The sequence below is a fragment of the Tanticharoenia sakaeratensis NBRC 103193 genome, from assembly GCF_000963885.1.
GTDB lineage: Bacteria > Pseudomonadota > Alphaproteobacteria > Acetobacterales > Acetobacteraceae > Tanticharoenia > Tanticharoenia sakaeratensis.
Map to the genome: position 1 here is coordinate 144,247 of NZ_BALE01000048.1, position 14,624 is coordinate 158,870.

Below are 14,624 nucleotides of genomic sequence, written 5' to 3' on the forward strand. Positions count from 1 at the left end.
GCGGTCTCAGACCGGAATGATACGATCGCCAAGCAGAACGCGGGCGCAGTCCAGCGCACGGGCCTGCTCCGCAAGAGCGGCTTCGCCCGACACCGCGTCGAGGGCCGCAACCGTCGCGCAACCCTCTTCGCGCAGGCGGGCCGCGACGGTGCGGTCGGCGTCGGGCGCGAGATAGACACGCGGGCGCCGCGCCGGAAGCCGGGCCGCGCGCAGCAGCGCCTCGGGGCGCAAAGTCAGGCCGCAGGCGGGCTCGCCGTCGCCCACGAGATAACGGCCGCCTCGCCCCAGCTCCTCGCGCTGGCCGGGCGCGAACACGGTCACGCAGACGCCGACGTGATAGTGCCAGCCCCGGAACTCGACCGGATCGATGGTCAGCGCCAGATCCGGATGATGGGCGCGGATGACGGACACGACGGTGCGCAGGCGTTCCACGATCGGGCGCAGGGACACCGGAAGATCGAGTGCGGCGAGAGCCGAAAGCGCCGTATCGGCGGGCCCGGCTGCCTGCAGAAGCGCGATCAGCAGATCGGACAGCGCGCCACCGCCCTTCGCCAGGGCCGCCGCATCCTTGCGGTCGAGCGCATGCGCCAGACGGCCGCAGGCTTCCGCTCCAAGGCCGGATTCGGCCAGCAGCGTTCGTGCCAATTGCGGGACGGTCAGGTCGAAGCTCGGACGTGCAATGCCAAGTTGTGCCATTGCTTCGGCTGCGACCAGGACGACTTCCGCATCGGCCTGCGCGGAATCCGGCCCGATGAGCTCGATCCCGGCCTGGCTGATCTGGCGTTCCGTCTCACGGCCCGGCGTTCCGATCACGACGCACGCACCGGCGTAGGAAAGACGCAGGGGACGCGGCGCGCGGGACAGACGGGTGGAGGCGATCCGTGCGATCTGCGTCGTCATATCCGGGCGCAGGCCCAGCATGCGCCGCGAATGCGGGTCCATCAGACGGAAGGTCTGCTCGGCCAGGGCATTGCCGGCCCCACTCAGGAGACTCGTTTCGAACTCGAGCAGAGGCGGACGGACACGTTCGTATCCGTGCGCCCCGAAGACGCCCATCAGCGCCTCGATCCCCTGTGCCTCGGCCTCGGCCTCGCCCGGCAGGAGATCCACGAAGCCGGACGGCAGCAGGGCCGGGCTGCTGGCTTCGTCATTCAGGCCGGACAGGAGGGCCGAGATATCGACAGGCGGGCTCATGCCGCGAACTCCGCCCGCGCCACCTCATGGGCCCAGTCCAGCCACGGCAGCAGCGCTTCGATGTCCGCCGTCTCGACCGTGGCGCCGGCCCAGACGCGCAGCCCCGCAGGGGCATCGCGATGCGCGCCCAGATCGAAGCCCGCGCCCTCGTCGGCGACCAGCGTTGCGATCCGCTTGGCGGCCTTCGTCTGCGTCGCCTGATCGAGTGCCGCAAACCATGGCGCCACGATCTTCAGGCACACCGATGTCGTGGAGCGCGTACGCGGATCGGCTGCAAGGAAATCGATCCAGTCCGCGCGCTCGACCCAGTTGCTCAGGACCGCGAAATTGGCCCGGACACGGTCGATCAGACCAGGCAATCCACCGACCCGTTCAGCCCAGGCGAGACTGTCGAGCGCATCCTCGACGCAGAGCATCGACGGCGTGTTGATGGTATCTCCGCGGAAGATCGCCTCGTTCAGCTTGCCCTTGGACGTCAGGCGGAACACCTTCGGCAGGGGTCGCAGCGCGGCCGCCTCGAGACGCGCGACCGCACTCGGGCTGAGCGCCAGCATGCCGTGAGCCGCCTCTCCGCCCAGCGCCTTCTGCCAGGACCAGGTCACGACATCGAGCCGGTCCCAGGGCAGATCCATGGCGAACGCCGCAGAAGTCGCATCGCAGATCACAAGGCCTGCGCGATCGGCCGGGATCGCGATGTCAGCGGGCACGCATACGCCTGCGGTCGTGCCGTTCCAGGTCAGCACGACGTCGCGCGACCAGTCGACCGCCTCGAGATCCGGCAACGCGCCATAGGGTGCTTCGAGCACGCGCACGTCGTCCAGCGCGAGGACAGATCTCAGGTCATGCGCCCAGGTCGCGGAAAAGCTCTCGAACGACAGCACGTCGATCCCGCGTGCGCCTGCGATCGCCCACAGCACCATCTCGACGGCACCGGTATCGGATGCCGGCACCACGGCCACGCGCCAGTCGGCCGGAATGCCGAGCAGCGCATGGGAGCGATCGATCACATCGCGGATTTTCTCGCGCCCCTCCGCCGAACGGTGCGAGCGACCCAGCAGCGCGCCCTCAAGCGCGGACAGGCTCCAGCCCGGCCGCTTGGCGCACGGCCCCGACGAGAAGAACGGACGCGCGGGTCTGGCTTCCGGCTTGGCGGGAAGGGCGTGCGCATCAGGCGAAAGGGCAAGCTGGTCAGACATGGCGTCCTGCGGTCCGGGCGATGGAAATCCGGGCATTGGTCGGCCGGGTGGGCCAGGAGGCCGCGCCAGGAAACGGACGCGACATGGTGCGAGAGAGGGGACTCGAACCCCTATGCCTTGCGGCGGTCGATTTTGAGCCGACTACGTCTACCGTTCCGTCACTCTCGCACGGCCTGTGAAAAGGCGCCGGGACTGACCCGGCGGGTGTCCTTATCAGAGATCGGAGGCGGAAGCCAGATTGCGCGCCATGGCCCGCACGCTCAGCCATGCGACACCCGCGCCCAGTGTCGCCACGAGAAATGGTGCCGCATATCCGAACAGGCCGGCGACCACGCCCTGCACGGGCCCGGTCAATCCCAGACCGATATCGACGAACGCCACATAGGCCCCCATCGCGGCACCCCGGTTCTGTGGCGGCACGCGACGCACGACCTCGACGCCGAGTGCCGGGAACGTCATGGAGTACCCGAAGCCCACCAGGGCCGCGCCCGCAAAGGCTACCAGCGGGCCCGGGGCCAGACCGAGCAGAAGCGTGCCGAGCGCCTGGGTCGGGATCGTGACAAGGGCCACGCGACGCCCGCCGATCCGGTCCGGCAGATGGCCGAAGAACAGGCGCGAGAGCACGAAGCCGACGGCAAATACGCTGAGCGCGAACGATGCGCCATGCCAGTGGCCTTGTGCGAAATAGAGCCCGACGAACGCCGACAGTGTGCCGAACCCCATGGTGCAGAGCGACAGCGACCCGCCCAGACGCCACACCAGCCCGACCACCCGGAAGAACGAAAGCCGCGTTCCGCCTGCCACCGGCACGCCGGGCAGCATGGCCGCGAGCACCGCACCCAGCAGGGGGGCTGCGAACAACAGGACGGAAACGGCGGAAAGTCCGCCCTGGCCCGAAAGCCAGGTTCCGATCGGCGCACCGATCCCGACCGCACCAAACATCGCGATCCCGACCCAGACCATGGCGCGGCCCGCGTGGCTTGGGCCGACACGCGCCAGACACCAGCCGAGCGCGCCGGTAATCAGGAAGCCTTCCCCGATGCCGGATGCGATCCGTCCGGCAAGCACGCAGGCCAGCGCGAGACCAGGGGCGCCGATGCACCGGGACGCCGCGAGATAGGCGAGCGCCGATCCCGCGCAGCCCAATGCCCCGATGAGCGTCGCGAAGCGGCCGCCCCGATGATCGGCGGTGTGACCCGCAAGCCCGCGGATCGACAACGTGCTGAGCGACTGCAGCCCGATCGTCAGCCCGACGACGAAAGGGCCGAAACCGAGCGTTGCATGCACGAAACCCGGCAGGACACCGAACGGCACGCCCACGGCGAGATAGCCGAGAAAGACGACGCTTGCGAAGCCGAGCAGCAGCTTCGTCGCCGCCGCATTGGAAAGCGGCGCGGCTGGCGTCATGCGAGGTCGAGCATCAGACCGATATTCTGCAGCGCCGCGCCGGATGCACCCTTGCCGAGATTGTCGAGACGCGCCGTCAGCAGCGCATGACCCAGCGATTCTTCTCTGTGCACACGCAATTCCATCCGGTCCGATCCGGCAAGTGCCGCTGCATCCAGCCGCGCCTCCGCCTCGCAGACCGAGATCACGTCGCTGCCCGCATAGGCATCCGACAGAGCCTCGTGCAGACGGGCACTCGTCGCACCCCATGACAGCTGGGCGAGGTGAACCGGGATCGAGACAATCATGCCTTGCGGGAAATGGCCGACCGAGGGGACGAACAGGGGACGGCGATCCAGAGCCGCATAGCGCTGGATCTCCGGCACGTGCTTGTGGGCAAGCGCCAGGCCGTACAGCTCGAAAGCGGGGCCGCCGGTGCGTTCATGGGCCTCGATGTCGGCGCGGCCGCCGCCGGTATAGCCGCTGACGGCATTGATCGAGATGCAGGCATCGGGCGACAGCAGCCCGGCCTCGACCAGCGGCCGCAGCAGGGCCACGGCACCCGTCGGATAGCAGCCGGGATTGGAGACGCGGCGGCTGTGACGGATTGCCTGCGCCTGTCCTGCGGTCATTTCGGGGAAGCCGTAGGTCCAGCCTTCGGCAACACGATGGGCTGTGCTGGCATCCAGCAGACGCGGTCCGCTTTCGCCCAGTTCGTCGGCGATCCGTGTGGCTGTCCGGGCCGCATCGTCCGGCAGGCACAGGACCGCCAGATCGGCCTGCGCCATCATGTCGCGCCGCGCAGCCGGATCCTTGCGGTGTTCATGGGCGATCGACAGCAACTCGATCGCACCGCGCTCGCGCAATGGCGCCAGGCGCTCGCGAATGCCGAGCCCCGTCGTCCCCGCTTCGCCGTCGATAAAGATGCGTGGCATCACTCCCTCCCGCTCAGGTTCATGTCCCGCACAGGCGCCGCTCGCCGACGGGGCGGCACCATGCCAGATCGGGGCCGTCATGGGTAGATCGCGCGTTCTCCGGGACGATTGCGCCGCCGGCAGGGCGAGCATGATTTTTCACAAACGTCGCAGCGGCGCGTGAGCCGGATGCGCCAAATGCGGGAAGAGGTGCGGCCGAATACGAAGAATCAGGCCGCCTCGCCCGCAATCGTTCAATCGTTCGGGGCGCCGGATCATCAATCAGGCAACCCAGAGCGAACGTGAGATTGGGACAACCTCAAATGCCACCTGCGAGGTTTTCGAAACGCGCCCTGAGGGGACAGACTATTTCGAGACAACAGGGGTTCCTTTTTGAGTGTCGCCGGCCGGGACAGAGTCCTCACCCATCCAGGATTTTATGAGGGTATAGGTTACGGCAAGAATGACCGGTCCCACGAAAATGCCGATGAGGCCGAACATCGACAGCCCACCGATGACGCCGACCATGATCAACAGCATCGGCACGTCGGCCTGTCGCCGGATCAGATAAGGCCGCAGCAGGCAGTCGATGAGAATCGCGGCCACTGTGAACACCAGCAGCATCACGGCATGGCCCATGTCCCGAAAGACATACACCCAGACGATGGCCGGGATGAGTATGATGCCCGGACCGGCCTGAGCCAGGCAGACGATGAATGTCATCGCGGTCAGCACTGCCGGCCATGGCGCACCGGAAAGCTTTATGCCGATACCGCCCACGATGGCTTCGACCAGTGCGGTCACCATCACGCCGACAGCCACGGCACGAATGGCGCGCCCCGCCAGACTGACCATCTGCCTGCCCTCGTCACCCGCGAGGCTGTCGCCGAATTTCATGGCCAGACGCGAGGCGGCTTCACCCTTCGTGTGAATGATCGCCGTCATGATCAATGTCAGGAAAAACTGGAGGGCAAGCATGCCGAAGCTGCCGAGATAGCCGATGGACCAACCGATGAGCCGCCCTGCATACGGCGTCAGACGCGGTGCGAGCTGCGACAGGCTGAGATTTTCGACCTGTTGCCAGACCTCCGTAATTCTCGACCCGATGAGGGGAAAATGAGGGAGCCATTGCGGCTCCGGCGGAACGCGGAAAGCCAGTGCAGCCCGTATGAGATATTTCAGGTCGTCCCCATGCGCGATGACCGTGGTTGTCGCCAGCCAGAACGGCATGACGAACACTAGCAGCGCGATCAATGTCGTCACCGTGACGGCCAGGGCGCGGCTTTTCCACAGCAGTGCCTGGATACGCAGCAGAAGAGGCCACGTGGTCACGACAATCGTAATTGCCCAGATCGTGGCAGGAAGAAACGGACGGACGACCCAGAGCGAACACACCACCATGGATGCGGCAACGAGGGCCGCCATAACCGCATGGGTAGTCCGATAAGGGGAAGTGCTCATTCCTGTCCTCGCTCCCGGAACCCCAGACAGGCTCCCCGGAGATTTTCTTGTTCATGGCGCTGCCGCGTCGTCGCCGTACCGATCCTCCATACACGAGAACGGCCATCCGGGCGTTTGCAGCCAACATCTGCTCGACGGTGCATGGCGGTTGGGGCCGAAAGCGGCCCGGTCGCCTTCGAGACGACGCAGGTAGAAAGAATTCGATGCAAAGAAGAGGATCTGACGGCTTCTCACCTCCCGGAAGGCGCAGCTTCAGGCTGCTGCTCGTCCGCGCATCGACGTGTCGTATCGAGGACGTAAAAATGTCACTGATGGCGAATGATGCCGATGTGGCGCCCGCCGATCATATGCAGTCCCGCGCGCATCTCCGAAGAAGGCGATCTGGTTTGCGGTCCGGGGCGACGGATGCAGGCATGTTCGCAGACCCGGACTGGGCGGCAAATTCCTGCGTGCGGCGATGGACGATGACGATTCAGGCTGCGATATGGCGCCCGTGACAGTGCCTGTCGGTTTTCCGATCGGATCTCCCGGGTATTCCGCCCGGCTCGATCCTGGGGAGATGCCAACGGTGCAGGCGCGATCAGCGCCGGGCATCCGCCGCCATCGTCGCCGACATTTGCGATACGATCGCGCAGGTGGAAACGGCAGGAAAACGGGTAAAGCCTCGCTGCAGGCAGGCTGGAGCCGGGGCGAGGGACACATATATCGCAGGTCCTGCCGGCATTCCCACCGCGTCGATGCCGCCATCTGGACCGGAACAAGCTGATCCGGAGCGTTCTTCGCTGTCTTGTTGCCTGGCTGTTGCCTCTGAAGCCAGCAAGAGAAGATGTCGCGCCCCGACCGTTCCGATCGTTTGCGCGGCTCCGTCTCATGCAGGCCCGATAGGCCGGCAATAATGCCACCATCTCGTCGGATTTTTTCGCGGAAGGCACACTCACCTTCAGGCAGGCAACCGTCTTCCTCGCACGGCTGGAGGGTGAAGTCCGCAGGAAACACGCGTCTGGACCGGGAGTGCCCGCGATCCCGACATCCGGGACAGACCCCGCGCTTGAACCGATCGACACGCGCATGTCACATCGTTGCGAGACCAACACCGATGGATGCCGGACGACATGACCGATCAGACCGACGCGGCCACGCCCCGAACCGGCACGCTGCGCAGCCGACATATCGTGATGATCGCGCTTGGCGGCGTCATCGGGGCGGGGCTGTTCGTCGGCAGCTCGGCTGCCATCGAACAGGCCGGACCGGCCGTTCTGCTGGCCTATGTCGCGACCGGCGCGCTGGTCGTGGTCGTCATGCGCATGCTCGGCGAGATGCTCCTCGCGCATCCGGGCATCGGCTCGTTCGTCGACTGCATCCGGCTGGCCCATGGCGGCGGACCCGCGTTTCTCGCGGGCTGGCTCTACTGGTTCTTCTGGGCGATCGCGATCGGATCGGAGGCGATCGCGGGCGCCATATCCCTGCATGACTGGATTTCCCTGCCCGTCTGGGTACTGGCGATCGGACTGATCCTGGCCGTGAACCTGCTGAACCTGATTTCGGTCAACCTGTTCGGCGAATGCGAATTCTGGCTGTCGCTTGCCAAGGTCGCCTGCATCGTCGGGTTCTGCGGGCTGGGGCTCCTGTGCGTGACCCATCTCGTGGGGCCGCCGCCAGCCATTCTGGCCAATCTCGACGCAGGCGGCGGTCCGGTGCCGCATGGACTTGCCGTCGTGATCGGGACGATCCCCACCGTGCTGTTCTCGATGATCGGTTCCGAGGCCGCGACCGTCGCCGCCGCCGAGTCCGAAGATGCGGGCACGAACCTCGCCCGCGTGACCCGCAATACCGGGCTGCGGATCATGGTGTTCTATCTGCTGTCGGTCGCGCTGATCCTGTGCATCGTGCCCTGGACCACGATCCGTCCCGGTCATTCCCCGTTCGTGAGCGTGATGGAGGCCATCGGCGTGCCGGGGGCGTCCCTCATCATGCGGATCGTCGTCCTGAGTGCCATCATCTCGTGCCTGAACTCCTCGATCTACATCACGTCGCGGACGCTGTGGGGCATGGCCCGGCGAGGGGATGCCCCTGCGGCTTTCGCGCATCTGTCCGGGCATCATGTGCCGCAACGGGCGGTTGCCGCGTGCAGCCTGTTCGGGCTTCTCGTTGCGGCCTGTTCGATCCTGTCGCCGGGGCTGATCTTCGCGTTCCTGCTGGGTGCGTCAGGCGCCGTGATTCTCGTGGTCTATGGGTTGATCGTCAGCGCGCATGGCGCCCTGCGGCGCGCCGGTTCCGCGCGCGCCTCGGGGCGTTTCACGCTCCCGCGCTGGCTGAACAGCGCAACGCTGGGCGGTATCGCACTCGTGCTCATCGCCATGCTGGCGTCCCCTGACGGACGCGGGACCGTGCTGGCCAGCAGCCTGAGCGTCGTCGTATTTCTCGCAGCCTACGTCGTCAGGCGCGCTAGCCGCGCCCGCCCCCTTCCCGATCCGAGCTGAAGGCCCCCGTTTCCATGTCCGAGCCGACCGACCCGACTGTTCCCGCCGCACCGGCCGCCGAGCGCGAGATTGCGCGACTGCTGTGGGTCATGAAGCGTCTGCGCGATCCCGAGACCGGCTGCCCGTGGGACCGCGTGCAGGATTTCGCCTCGATCGCACCCTTTGCGATCGAGGAAGCCTACGAGGTGATGGACGCGATTGCGCGCGAAGACTGGGACGCGTTTCCAGACGAGCTGGGCGACCTGCTGCTTCAGGTCGTCTATCAGGCGCAGATGGCCGACGAGGCCGGACGGTTCGATTTTGCAACCGTCGCACGCACGATCGCCGACAAGATGATCCGCCGTCATCCGCACGTATTCGGCGATGCCGCCATGGACGACGATCTGTGGGAACGCAGCAAGGCGGCCGAGCGCGCGAGCCGGGCCGAGCATGGCGCGCTCGCGGGGATCGCGCGCGACCTGCCCGCACTCCTTCGCGCCCGCAAGCTCTGCGCGCGTGCCGCACGCGTGGGGTTCGACTGGGCGAAGCCGGTCGAGGTGCTGGACAAGGTGTCGGAGGAGATCGCCGAGCTTCGTGTCGAGCTGGTGGCCATGGACCGTGACAAGATGGAAGACGAGCTGGGCGACGTGCTGTTCACGGTCGCGAGCCTGGCCCGCAAGCTCGATCTGGATCCCGAAGCCTGCCTGCGCCGGTCGAATGCCAAGTTCACGCGGCGCTTCGAGTGGATGGAACGCGCCGCCGCCCGCGAAGGACGGATATTGTCCGAATATGATCTGGCAGCACAGGAGGCACTGTGGGCCGCGGCAAAACGGGATCTCGCAGGTCAGGCGCCGGGCACCGCCGATCAGACGGATGGATCGTAAAAGCACGTTCAGGACGTCGGGACCGCATGCGGTTCAAGGCACTTCGCCGAATCCCGCCGAAGGGCCTCCTCCTGTGGCGTTGAACCGTCAATCGGTTCCGTTCCGTCAGGCTGCTCCGCACGAGGCGTTCTAGTCCGGCATGCGGCTTTGGTGACGTCCGGAATGGATGCGGCACGGTCTGCCTGACAGGCTGACGAGACGCTCTGCAGGCTGTGACGCCTGTATTTCCTGCCTGACGCTATCCTGATCGGTCTGTCACTGTGCAGTAACGAACGCCCCTTCGCGACGATGCAGTGGCGTTCTGATGGAGACGCCGGATGGCCTGCTCCGTACATCCTGCTCTTCTGATCGGGCCGGGACACCGATCGGTTGAGCCAGATGACGTGCGGTTCCTGGCCTGCTGCCAGAATCACGCCGACTGTACCTCCCGCGCCACATGATTCACGAAAACGCGCCGCTTGCAGGCAACCCGGCAATAGTTCGCAACCTTTGTAGGCACATCGTCGACATGTCGGCTTACCCGTCGCCCAAGGAGCGCGTTGAATGGTCCACGCTCGATCCAGACCGATACTCATAACATTGACCGGTGTTCTGACCGTGCTCCTGGGCCTCGGCCTGCTGTTGCCAGGCATCTGGCTGCTTACGCTGGGCGGCTCGGCTTACTATGCCATTGCAGGTGTCGCGCTCGTCGCCGCAGGCGCGTTGCTTGCGACCGATCGGCGTGCCGGAATCTGGCTCTATGCGCTCTATCTGATCGGATCGGTGGTCTGGGTCATCGCAAGTGTTGGCTTCGATGGATGGCGCATGATCCCGCCGCTCGCAGCGCCAGCCGTGTTCGGAATATGGATTTTCAGTCCGTGGATCGCCGGCAAGATGCACGACAGCGCGGGCCGGAGCCGCTTCAACGGCGTGAGTCTCGGTGGGATGGGCGCGTGCGCTGCGCTGTTCGTGTTCATGTTCGTGTGCGGCTGGACGATCACCTCGTCGCGTTTCATCCATCCGAGCCCATTCCCCGATCGTGCGGCGACCGGCGCGGTTCCCGGCGTCGAAGCCAACGGCAACGCAACACCCGGCTCCAATGAATGGCGCTACTATGGCGGCACGCCGGCAGGTGATCGCTATGCGACGCCGAGCCAGATCACGGCCGCCAATGTCGGCCATCTGACGCGAGCCTGGACATTTCACACCGGCGACCTGCCGCGTCCCGGCGAGAACTCCCGTGGCCGGGAATTCAGCTTCGAGGCGACCCCGATCAAGGTCGGCGACCGGCTATATTTCTGCACGCCGCATCGTGACGTGATCGCGCTCGATGCGACGACCGGCAAGCAGGTCTGGCGCTATTCTCCGCGCGGCGAATATGGCGCGAACATCTATCAGGCCTGCCGCGGTGTCTCCTATTTCGAAGCGCCTGAAGGCGCGCCCTGTGCGCATCGGATCGTCTCGACCGATTCCGGCTCGCCGCCGACGCTGTTCGAGCTGGATGCGGACACCGGCCAGCTCTGCCAGAGCTTCGGTCATAACGGCGTGGTGGACCTGCGTGACGGCATGGGCGACGTGCCGCCGGGCTTCCACTTCATCACCTCGCCGCCGATGGTGATCCACAACCGGATCATGACCAGCGGCTGGGTCTACGACAACCAGAGCGTGGGTGAGCCTTCGGGCGTGATCCGTGGGTTCGATGCGACCACGGGCCAGCTGGCTTGGGCATGGGACATGGACCGCATGCCGACGAACAAGCCGCTCGATCCGGGCGAGACGTTCACGCGCGGCACGCCGAACGGCTGGGGCGTCTACACGGCGGATCCCAAACTCAACATGGTCTACATCCCGCTCGGCACGCCAACACCGGACTATTTCGGCGGCCAGCGTCGGCCCACGGATGAGAAATACGACAGCTCGGTCGTGGCGCTGGACATCGAAACCGGCCTGGAGCGCTGGCATTTCCAGACGACCCATCATGATTTGTGGGATTTCGACCTGCCGATCGGGCCGTCTCTGGTCGACCTGCCGGATGCACAGGGCAACATGGTTCCGGCGCTCGTCCAGACCAACAAGCAGGGCGAACTGTTCGTTCTCGACCGCCGGACCGGCAAGCCGTTCTATCGTGTCGATGAAGTGCCGGTGCCGAAAGGCGACATCCCCGGCGAACATTATTCGCCGACGCAGCCGCTGTCGGTCGATATGCCGAACCTGCGTCGCCCGAATCCGACGGAAGACGACATGTGGGGCGCGACCCCGTTCGATCAGCTGGCCTGCCGGATCGTCTATCACCGCGAGCGCTTCCAGGGCCTCTACACACCGCCGAGCCTGAATGGCACGATCGGCAATCCTGCATTCGACGGTGTGGCCGACTGGTATGGCGCGACGATCGATCCGACACGCCGTGTCCTCTACGTGAACACGACGTACATCCCGTTCCTGATGAACATGGTCACGCAGAAACAGGGCCTGAGTGAAGGGCTCTACAAGCCATGGGCCGGCTGGGGTCACCCGTATCCGGAGCCAGTGTTCACGAACAATCCGCAGCATGGCCTGCCGTACGGCATCGTGGTCAAGCCATGGCTCGGGATCTTCGGGGCGCCCTGCCTTGCGCCGCCGTGGGGTCTGACCCAGGCAATCGACCTGCAGACCCGCAAGGTGATCTGGCAGCGCGCACTCGGTACCACGAAGAACGTGGGCCCGGGCGCGTTGCGGATGCCGCTCGGCCTGCCGACGGGCATCTTCAGCATGGGTGGCAGCCTGATCACGAGCACCAACCTGCTGTTCATGGGCGCAACAGCCGATCAGGCGTTTCGTGTTCTGGATGCGCGCAATGGGTCTGTGCTCTACGAGACCGAGCTTGATGCAGGCGGCAATGCAACGCCGATGACCTACACTGGCAAGGATGGGCGCCAGTACGTCGTGATCGCCGTTGGTGGCCACGGCGGTCTCAAGACGCGCAACGGCGATGAAGTGGTTGCCTTCGCCCTGCCGAAGCAGGGTCAGTAAGGGCGTCGGTCCTGAATGCTCCTTCGGGACGGGGCCTTCAGGACTTTCCAGTTTCAGAAGAGCGCCGGCAGCCCAGGCTGCTGGCGCTTTTGCTTTGTACGGCGTCGTTACGGCGCGCCTGTCACATGAAATCGGCCCAGCCTGCATCGTCCGGCATGGATGAGTCAGCCCCTGCGAGGGCCAGATGGCGCGGCGCCGTTGCAGCCCGCGAAAATGACAGGGCACCCTTCGCCGGAGACGTCTTTTCGTTGGGAGCGTGCCCGGTCGCACCGTCATCGCCCAGGCGGAAGAACGCGACGCGCTCGCGCAAGGCCGATGCCTCCCCGTCAAGCGATGCAATGGCGGCGGTGCTCTGTTCAACCATGGCGGCATTCTGCTGTGTCGCCTTGGTCATTTCGCCGACCGCGATATTGATTTCCTCGACAGCCGCGGACTGTCCCGCCGACGCATGCGCGATATCGGCAACGAGCTTGTTGATTTCCGCAACCTGCCCAAGGATGACCTCGAGCGCTGCCCCGGCATCACGGACCAGCCGAACACCGTCGGTCACGAAATGACCCGAGTTCGACACCAGATCCTTGACCTGACGGGCGCCCTCCGCGGACCGTTGCGCAAGCGTTCGCACTTCCGTTGCGACGACGGCAAATCCGCGACCTGCGTCGCCGGCACGGGCCGCTTCGATTCCAGCGTTCAGGGCCAGCAGATTGGTCTGAAACGCGATGTCGTCGATCAGGCCGATCACCTGACTGATCTGCGAGAAGCTGCTCTCGATATGACTCATGGCATTCACCGCTGCATGCACGATGGTGCCCGATTTTTCCGCGCCGTCTCGTGCCGCGTCGGTCACGCCAGCTGCCTTGCCGGCGCTTTCGGCTGAATCGCGCAGCATCCCGGCCACGCGGCCAAGGGCGACCGATGACTGTTCGATGCTTGCAGCCTGCTGTTCCGTGCGGCGCGACATGTCGGCGGACGCGGTCGAAATTTCGCTGGCGCCGGATCCGATTGCCATGACCGCATGCTGAACCGCCGAGAACGTCTGTCGCAGCTTGGCGAACGATTCGTTGAAATCGATCTGCATGACCTGCAGACGTTCCGGGAACGCGGCTTCGATACGATAGGCCAGATTGCCGTTGGCTGCGGCTGCGAGGCCCCGGCGGATCGCCTCGATCGCAACGCGTTCCTCGGCCGCGTCCCGCGCAGCATGCTCCTCGGCGCGCGCTCGATCATGTTCGGCCTGGACCCGCGCCTCTTCCTGTGTCGCCTCGAGCGCACGGCCGCGCTGCATGCTGGTCTGAATCGTACGCAAGGCCTTGGCCATGGCGCCGGCCTCATCGCCGCGCTCCGCGAACGGCACATGGATATCAAGCTCGCCATTGGCGACCGAAAGCATCCGGTCGCGCACGACGAGCAACGGGTTGACGATGCTGCGACTGCTCATGACAAGGGCCGCGACCAGGACAACGCCGATCAGTGCAACGACGACGAGAAAGCACCACAGAATGGCCGCGGTCACACCATGAGCGATGGCGCCTGCCTGGGCCTGCACTTCGGCTACACGCGTGCCTCCGAGTGCGCCGAGATCAATGGCGAGCCGCAGGCCACTCTCGTCCACACGCTGCTTGAACACAGTGACCTGCGCCACGTCATTGCGCTGCGCTGCGATCACCAGCTGATCCATCGCGGACTGAACGACGTCGAAACGCGCTGTCAGCTCCGAAAGCCGACCGGTCAGACGAGGGTCGACTCTCGACGCCTCGGCGAAGAGGGCCCGCAGTCCGGCGGCATCCCGCCGGTAACGACTCACTGTCTCGCTGAGAGAAGGTGTATTCGTCTCGTCGGCGATACGGTGCGTCGCATACAGGAGCGCGTTCATCTTGTCGGCCGCACGCGCGAGCAGGATCGTGCCCTGATCGTCCACGTTGATGAATGACATGTAGCGCGCGCCGGTCGCCGTTTCGCTGTAGGCCAGGAACGCATTACCCGCGAGCGCCACGAAGGACAGCGCGATGACCACGAGCGCGATCTTCGTCTTGAAGCGCAAATGTTGAAGCATTGCTGAAGATACCTTAAGGCCGAATGTGGGCCGATGGTCTCATGCAATGGTAAAGACGCTCCTAACGCGCCTTCGAAAACAACAGGCCG

The 14,624-nt window shown here is 65.4% G+C and carries 9 protein-coding genes and 1 tRNA gene; 3 read left to right on the forward strand and 7 right to left on the reverse strand.

Annotated elements, in window-relative coordinates; genetic code table 11:
* Positions 1-6: 6 nt before the first annotated feature.
* The 6 genes from B8446_RS14240 to B8446_RS14265 form a co-directional block, all read right to left on the reverse strand.
* Positions 7-1,194, reverse strand: a complete 1,188-nt coding sequence (locus tag B8446_RS14240; RefSeq protein WP_048850706.1) for an ATP phosphoribosyltransferase regulatory subunit — start codon at positions 1,192-1,194, stop codon at positions 7-9.
* Positions 1,191-2,390 (reverse strand): phosphoserine transaminase, encoded by a 1,200-nt coding sequence (locus tag B8446_RS14245; protein ID WP_048850708.1) that lies wholly within the window; start codon positions 2,388-2,390, stop codon positions 1,191-1,193. The genes B8446_RS14240 and B8446_RS14245 overlap by 4 nt, the downstream gene beginning before the upstream one ends.
* 84 nt (positions 2,391-2,474) lie before the next feature.
* A tRNA-Leu gene (locus B8446_RS14250) sits at positions 2,475-2,558 on the reverse strand.
* A 45-nt stretch (positions 2,559-2,603) separates the two neighbouring features.
* Positions 2,604-3,797: an MFS transporter gene (locus tag B8446_RS14255; protein WP_048850710.1), complete on the reverse strand. Its 1,194-nt coding sequence runs from the start codon at positions 3,795-3,797 to the stop codon at positions 2,604-2,606.
* Complete coding sequence (gene argC / locus B8446_RS14260; RefSeq protein ID WP_048850857.1) at positions 3,794-4,711, reverse strand: N-acetyl-gamma-glutamyl-phosphate reductase; 918 nt, start codon at positions 4,709-4,711, stop codon at positions 3,794-3,796. The genes B8446_RS14255 and argC overlap by 4 nt, the downstream gene beginning before the upstream one ends.
* A 345-nt stretch (positions 4,712-5,056) precedes the next feature.
* A complete protein-coding gene (locus tag B8446_RS14265) occupies positions 5,057-6,151 on the reverse strand; it encodes an AI-2E family transporter (protein WP_048850712.1) in 1,095 nt (364 codons plus the stop codon).
* 1,112 nt (positions 6,152-7,263) lie between these two features.
* On the opposite strand from B8446_RS14265, the gene B8446_RS14275 reads away from it, so the two are divergent.
* The 3 genes from B8446_RS14275 to B8446_RS14285 all read left to right on the forward strand — a co-directional run bounded on the left by B8446_RS14275 (position 7,264) and on the right by B8446_RS14285 (position 12,482).
* Positions 7,264-8,631 (forward strand): amino acid permease, encoded by a 1,368-nt coding sequence (locus B8446_RS14275; protein ID WP_048850859.1) that lies wholly within the window; start codon positions 7,264-7,266, stop codon positions 8,629-8,631.
* Positions 8,632-8,645: 14 nt separating this feature from the next.
* A complete protein-coding gene (gene mazG / locus B8446_RS14280; RefSeq protein WP_048850716.1) occupies positions 8,646-9,494 on the forward strand; it encodes a nucleoside triphosphate pyrophosphohydrolase in 849 nt (282 codons plus the stop codon).
* A 543-nt stretch (positions 9,495-10,037) separates the two neighbouring features.
* Entirely contained in the window at positions 10,038-12,482 is a 2,445-nt protein-coding gene (locus tag B8446_RS14285) for a membrane-bound PQQ-dependent dehydrogenase, glucose/quinate/shikimate family (protein ID WP_048850717.1), read from the forward strand.
* Positions 12,483-12,603: 121 nt separating this feature from the next.
* Here B8446_RS14285 and B8446_RS14290 read toward each other — a convergent pair whose 3' ends face one another.
* Entirely contained in the window at positions 12,604-14,535 is a 1,932-nt protein-coding gene (locus B8446_RS14290; protein WP_048850719.1) for a methyl-accepting chemotaxis protein, read from the reverse strand.
* Between the last annotated feature and the right edge of the window lie 89 nt (positions 14,536-14,624).

Bases quoted from the DNA above. Each gene is read 5' to 3' on its own strand.
- B8446_RS14240 (WP_048850706.1), bottom strand. From the start codon at position 1,194: ATGAGCCCGCCTGTCGATATCTCGGCCCTCCTGTCCGGCCTGAATGAC.
- B8446_RS14245 (WP_048850708.1), bottom strand. From the start codon at position 2,390: ATGTCTGACCAGCTTGCCCTTTCGCCTGATGCGCACGCCCTTCCCGCC.
- B8446_RS14255 (WP_048850710.1), bottom strand. From the start codon at position 3,797: ATGACGCCAGCCGCGCCGCTTTCCAATGCGGCGGCGACGAAGCTGCTG.
- argC (WP_048850857.1), bottom strand. From the start codon at position 4,711: ATGCCACGCATCTTTATCGACGGCGAAGCGGGGACGACGGGGCTCGGC.
- B8446_RS14265 (WP_048850712.1), bottom strand. From the start codon at position 6,151: ATGAGCACTTCCCCTTATCGGACTACCCATGCGGTTATGGCGGCCCTC.
- B8446_RS14275 (WP_048850859.1), top strand. From the start codon at position 7,264: ATGACCGATCAGACCGACGCGGCCACGCCCCGAACCGGCACGCTGCGC.
- mazG (WP_048850716.1), top strand. From the start codon at position 8,646: ATGTCCGAGCCGACCGACCCGACTGTTCCCGCCGCACCGGCCGCCGAG.
- B8446_RS14285 (WP_048850717.1), top strand. From the start codon at position 10,038: ATGGTCCACGCTCGATCCAGACCGATACTCATAACATTGACCGGTGTT.
- B8446_RS14290 (WP_048850719.1), bottom strand. From the start codon at position 14,535: ATGCTTCAACATTTGCGCTTCAAGACGAAGATCGCGCTCGTGGTCATC.